Source organism: Dietzia cercidiphylli, assembly GCF_014145145.1.
GTDB classification, from domain to species: domain Bacteria; phylum Actinomycetota; class Actinomycetes; order Mycobacteriales; family Mycobacteriaceae; genus Dietzia; species Dietzia natronolimnaea.
Window position 1 is genome coordinate 1 of record NZ_JAALEA010000473.1, and the last position, 5,778, is coordinate 5,778.

Genomic DNA, 5,778 nt, shown 5'->3' on the forward strand with positions numbered 1-5,778 from the left:
CCAGTGTGGACGCGTGCTCACGGCGCCGTGTCGCCCCGAGTACCTGGGCTGACCGGGCCCGGGTGGTGGACGACCACGAGCGGGTGCCACGGACCGCGCCGTCGACGGTGCCGTGACGATCGAGGATGTCGACCAGCGCGGTGACGGCTCCGCCGCGGACCTTGCCGAGCAGGTCGAGAACGGCCCTGTCGACCACGCGCGCCCGGTACCCGCTCAGCCTGCCGGTGGGCTCGTCGGTCGGCTCCTCGTCCGCGGCGAGCGCGAGCAGCCGGGGCCGGATCGGCCGCAGGATGCGCTCGACACGACGACCACGGCTGATCCGCGCCGCGTGGGCCCACAGCATCACGATGATCAGCACGGCGATGGAGGCGACCAGGATCCACAGCGATGTGGTGAGCACGCTGGACGCGACCTCGGGCGCGACGTCGTCGAGCAGGGAGGGGGAGGGGTCGTCGTACGAGGGGAGCACCGGGCGGTCCGCGGTTCTACCGGCCGAGCAGCGCGTCGACCCGGCGGAGGAGCTCCCGGGGGCTGAAGGGTTTGATGACGTAGTCGTCGGCGCCCGCCGCGAACCCCGCGTCGACCTCGGCATCCCGGGCTCGGGCGGTGAGCAGCAGGACGCGGCAGTCCTCCGGGCCCTCTCCGTCCCGCAGGCGACGGAGGACGTCGAGACCGGACAGGCCGGGCATCATGATGTCGAGGATGGCCAGTGACGGGGCGAAGCTCGTGATCGCCTCGAGGGCCTCCACCCCGTCGCGGGCGGTGCGGATCTCGTATCCCGCGTTGTCGAGCTTGAAGGCGACGAGCTCACGGATGTCGTCGTCGTCGTCGGCGATCACGACCCGCGGCCCTGGTCCTGTCACTGGTTCGCCCCGCCCCTCTGTTCTCTGGTTGTCGTGCCGACTTTATCGACAGACCCGACGGGGCGAGGTCATTCCCCCCGGAACTCGGGCGTGCGCTTCTCGGCGAACGCCCGCGGGCCCTCCTTCGCGTCGGCGGAGGCGAAGACCCGCCCGCCCACCTCGGCGTCGACGCGGAAGGCCTCCTCCTCGTGCATGCCCTCGGTGCGACGGATGGTCTCGATCATCCCCCGGACCGCCAGCGGACCGTTCGCGGCGATGAGGTCGGCGATCTCCAGGGCCTTGTCGAGGGCCGATCCGTCGTCGACCACGTGGCCGATGAGCCCGAAACGCTCGGCCTCCTCCGCGGTGAGGTGGCGGCCCGTCATGAGGACCTCCATCGCGACGGTGTACGGGATCTGGCGCACGAGCCGGACCGCCGAACCGCCGAGCGGGTACAGGCCCCACCGCGCCTCGGAGACACCGAACTTCGCGGACCGTCCGGCGACGCGGATGTCGGTGCCCTGCAGGATCTCGGTCCCGCCCGCGATGGCCGGCCCCTCGACCGCGGCGATGAGCGGCTTGCTCAGTCGACGGCCCTTGAGCAGGGCCGGGAGCGTCGTGAGATCCCAGCCGCCGCCGGCGAACTTGTCCCCCGGGGCGTCGGAGTTCATGGCCTTGAGGTCGGCGCCCGCGCAGAAGAACCCGCCCGCGCCGGTGAGGATGCACGCCCGGATGTCGGGGTCGGAGTCCACCAGGTCCCAGGCGGCCTCCATGCCCCGCATCATCGGCCCGGACAGGGCGTTCCGGGCTTCGGGGCGGTTCATGGTGACGATCAGGACGTGCCCCCGCCGCTCGGTGAGCAGGTGCTGGTCCTCGGGGGTTGCGGCGCTGGTCATCTTCGGCCTCCTGGAGGATTTCTTTATGCCGGGTTCGATGTAACCCACACCACGGGAAGGTAACACGTTCTAGTTTGGGGGCATGGCGTACACCATCGGAGATCTCGTAGAACACAGCGTGGACCGTGTCCCCGACCGGCTCGTGCTCGTCCAGGGTGATCGCGAGCTCAGCTTCCGGGAGTTCGAGGACCGTGCCAACCGACTCGCCCACCACCTGCAGTCGGTGGGGGTGGGGCCCGATGACAAGGTCGCGGTGTACAGCCGCAACACCATCGAGGCCGTCGAGGCCATGGTGGCGATCTTCAAGATCCGCGCGGTCATGGTCAACGTGAATTTCCGCTACGTCCCGGCCGAGCTCGAGTACCTGCTGGACAACTCCGATGCCGTCGCGGTGATCCACGAGCGGCGGTACTCGCAGACCCTGGCCGAGGCCCTGCCCAGGACCCCGGGGGTCCGGCACTGCCTGGTGTTCGAGGACGGGACCGACGGACCGGACCCGGTGGTCCCCGAGAGCGTCTCCGTGGCGCACTACGAGGACGCCCTGGCGGCGCAGTCCCCCGAGCGGGACTTCGGCGAGCGCTCGAACGACGACATCTACATGCTGTACACGGGTGGCACCACGGGCTCGCCCAAGGGCGTCATGTGGCGCCAGGAGGACGTGTTCATGGTCCTGGGCGGTGGCATCGACTTCCTCACGGGGGAGCGGGTCGCCGACGAGTGGGAGTTGGCGAACAAGGCCGTCGACGGCGGGGTGCTGGTCAGGGCCGCCCTGCCCCCGCTCATCCACGGCGGCGCCCAGTGGGCGATCCTCATGGCATTGTTCGCCGGCCACACCAGCGTGCTCATCCCGGAGTTCGACGCCGAGACCGTCTGGCAGACCGTGACCGAGCACAAGATCAATCTCCTGTTCATCACGGGAGACGCCATGGCACGTCCGCTGATCGAGGCATGGGACCCGGAGAAGTACGACTCGTCGTCGGTGTTCTACATCGGGTCCTCGGCGGCCCTGTTCTCGCCGTCGGTCAAGGACCAGTTCATCGAGGCGTTCCCGAACGTCATGCTCTCTGACTCGATCGGTTCCTCCGAGACCGGCTTCTCCGGCATCGCGCTCGCGGAGAAGGGCAAGACCCACACCGGTGGGCCCCGCGTGAAGATCGACGGGGAGACCACGGTCCTCGACTCCGAGGGCAACGAGGTCCAGCCCGGTTCCGAGGTCATCGGCAAGGTCGCGCGCACCGGGCACATCCCGGTGGGGTACTACAAGGACGAGGTCAAGACCGCGGCCACGTTCAAAACGTACCGCGGGAAGCGCTACTCGATCCCCGGCGACGACGCCCGGGTCGAGGAGGACGGCACCGTCACGATGCTCGGTCGCGGATCGGTCTCCATCAACACCGGAGGCGAGAAGGTCCACCCGGAGGAGGTCGAGGCGGCGCTCAAGACCCATCCCGACGTGTTCGACGCCCTGGTGATCGGGGTGCCGGACGAGCGGATGGGCCACAAGGTCGCCGCCGTGCTGCACACCCGTGACGGCAAGTGCCCGCCCATCGAGGAGATCAACGAGCACGCGCGCAAGGAGATCGCCCGCTACAAGTGCCCGCGCGCGTTGTGGGTCGAGACCTCGGTCAAGCGCAATCCCGCGGGCAAGCCCGACTACCGGTGGGCCGCGGACATCGCCGCGTCCCGCCCCGCAGACGACAGCCAGGAGATCAGCAAGTGAGCATTCGCACTTCCCTCGCGGAGGAATTCGGGATCGAGTACCCGGTCTTCGCCTTCACCCCGTCCAAGGCGGTCGCGGCCGCGGTGACCCGTGCCGGCGGCATGGGCGTCCTCGGGTGCGTCCGCTACAACGACGCCGCGGAGCTCGACGAGGTGCTCACCTGGATGGACGAGAACACCGACGGCAAGCCCTACGGTGTGGACATCGTCATGCCCAACAAGGTGCCCACCGAGGGCAGTCCCTCCGACATCGCCGCGATGATCCCGGAGGAGCACAAGGCGTTCGTCTCCCGGGTCCTCGACGATCTCGGGGTGCCGCCGCTCGGCGATGACGCCGAGCACAACGCAGGGGTCATCGGGTGGCTCCACTCGGTCGCCCAGTCGCACGTGGAGATGTCTCTCAAGCACCGGCCGGTGCTCATCGCCAACGCCCTGGGCTCGCCGCCGAAGCACATCATCGACCTCGCCCACGAGAACGGGATGAAGGTCGCCGCCCTCGCCGGCGCCACCAAGCACGCCCTGGCCCACGTCGACAACGGCGTGGACATCGTGATCGCCCAGGGCGGCGAGGCGGGAGGTCACACCGGCGACGTCGCGACGATGGTGCTGGTCCCCGAGATCGTCAAGGCCCTCGACGGCCGGGCCCCGGTGCTGGCCGCCGGTGGCATCGGCGACGGGACCCAGGTCGCGTCCGTGATCGGGATGGGCGCGCAGGGCGCCTGGATGGGATCGCGCTGGCTCACGGCCGCCGAGTACGCCGAGGACGGTGGGTCGCAGGCCATGCAGAAGGCGCTCGTGGCCGCGACCAGCCGCGACACCGTCCGTACCCGTATCTACTCGGGCAAGCCCGCACGGCTGCTCAAGAGCAAGTGGACCGAGGCGTGGGCCGCCGACGACGCGCCGGACCCGCTGCCCATGCCGCTGCAGAACATCCTCGTCGCGGAGGCCCACCAGCGGATCTCCGAGGCGCAGGATCCCGAGGTCGTGGCCATGCCCGCCGGCCAGATCATCGGCTCCCTCGAGGGCGTGGTGCCCGTGGCCGAGACGATGGCGCAGATCGTCGCCGAGTACGAGGCCGCCGTCGAGCGGCTGCGCGCGACCCTGGCCTGACCGGACGGGCCCGTCTCGCCGTCATCGGCCAGATCCGCTACTCCGATTCCGGATCCGCCAGCCCAATTCGGGTAGCGGATCCGGAATCGGGATAGCGGATTCTCGTTTCTGTATCGGGCGGCTCGCCGGAGCGGTCGCCCAGCTTGCCATCGGGCCAGCAGGTCGTCAGCAGGTCATCAGCTGGTCAGGACGAACAGCAGCATCGCGGCCCAGTGGCAGGCGAACGCGATGACGGTGCAGGTGTGGAACACCTCGTGGAAGCCGAAGACGCCCGGCGACGGGTCGGGTCGCTTGAGCCCGTAGACCACCGCGCCGCCGGTGTAGGCGACCCCACCGACCAGCACCAGGATGACGGCGGCCAGGTTGGCGTCGATGAGATCGCCGGCGAACCACACCGCGGTCCAACCGAGGCCGATGTACAGAACGACGTACAGCCACCGCGGCGCGGACAGCCAGAACAGGCGGAACATGATGCCGAGCAGGGCGCCCGACCACACGAGCGTCAACAGGATCGTGCTGGTCGGGGGCTCCAGCGCCGCCACCGTCATGGGCGTGTACGTCCCGGCGATGAGCAGGAAGATATTGGAGTGGTCCAGCCGGCGCATCAGCGCGGTGGCCCGCGGGCCCCAGTTGAGACGGTGGTAGAGCGCCGAGATTCCGAACAGCAGCGACGAGGTCGCCAGGAACACGGCACTGGCCCAGGTCAGCGCCGTGCCCTCGGCGAGCACGGTGAGCACGACGCCCAGCGCGATCGCCACGGGCAGGGTGCCGGCGTGGATCCACCCGCGAAGCAGCGGCTTGGGCGGGACGGGCGCGGAGATGCCGAAGTCGTCCTCGCCGGCGACGCCGTCATCGTTGATGCCGTCGCCGGCGGGATGCTGCAGGTCGGGGTTCACGGCGTGGTCCACACGCCAAACCTACCGAGGACGTCAGACGGGGGTGAATCCCGCCGTGGAACCGTCGCGTACCCAGACCCTGTCGCCGGCTGACTCGGCGCCCAGCGAGGTGAGATCGCGCGCCCGGAACTTGAAGCTGGCCGTCCGGGGCAGGGAGGCGGTCACCCGCAGGAGCGACGGCCACTGCTTGGGACCGAGATCGGTCTGGGCGGCCAGGAAGTCGCCGAACCCGTCCGCCACCGCCCAGGCGTCGACCCCCTCGCGCAGCACCACCGCCGCCGCGACGGCGTCGCCGATCGCGGCCGGACCGCGCAC

Annotated in this window: 6 protein-coding genes and 1 pseudogene; 2 read left to right on the forward strand and 5 right to left on the reverse strand. The window is 69.9% G+C overall.

Annotated elements, in window-relative coordinates:
- From G6028_RS15760 to G6028_RS15770, 3 genes are all read right to left on the reverse strand, one after another.
- Positions 1-469 (reverse strand): hypothetical protein (locus G6028_RS15760; protein WP_206685755.1); only part of this gene is annotated, 469 nt, incomplete at its 3' end.
- 16 nt (positions 470-485) lie between these two features.
- Positions 486-839 (reverse strand): response regulator transcription factor, encoded by a 354-nt coding sequence (locus tag G6028_RS15765; protein WP_200841557.1) that lies wholly within the window; start codon positions 837-839, stop codon positions 486-488.
- 92 nt (positions 840-931) lie between these two features.
- A complete protein-coding gene (locus tag G6028_RS15770; protein ID WP_120284528.1) occupies positions 932-1,738 on the reverse strand; it encodes a crotonase/enoyl-CoA hydratase family protein in 807 nt (268 codons plus the stop codon).
- An 82-nt stretch (positions 1,739-1,820) separates the two neighbouring features.
- Between G6028_RS15770 and G6028_RS15775 the strand changes: the two genes are divergently transcribed.
- Both G6028_RS15775 and G6028_RS15780 read left to right on the forward strand, forming a co-directional pair.
- Entirely contained in the window at positions 1,821-3,458 is a 1,638-nt protein-coding gene (locus G6028_RS15775) for an acyl-CoA synthetase (protein WP_182659437.1), read from the forward strand.
- 2 nt (positions 3,459-3,460) lie between these two features.
- On the forward strand, positions 3,461-4,567 hold the full coding sequence (locus G6028_RS15780) for a nitronate monooxygenase (RefSeq protein WP_182659439.1): 1,107 nt from the start codon (positions 3,461-3,463) through the stop codon (positions 4,565-4,567).
- Between the two features lie 176 nt (positions 4,568-4,743).
- Here G6028_RS15780 and trhA read toward each other — a convergent pair whose 3' ends face one another.
- Both trhA and G6028_RS15790 read right to left on the reverse strand, forming a co-directional pair.
- Positions 4,744-5,475 (reverse strand): PAQR family membrane homeostasis protein TrhA, encoded by a 732-nt coding sequence (trhA, locus tag G6028_RS15785; RefSeq protein ID WP_182659438.1) that lies wholly within the window; start codon positions 5,473-5,475, stop codon positions 4,744-4,746.
- 21 nt (positions 5,476-5,496) lie between these two features.
- Positions 5,497-5,778, reverse strand: a pseudogene (locus G6028_RS15790) (acyl-CoA synthetase); the annotation flags it as partial.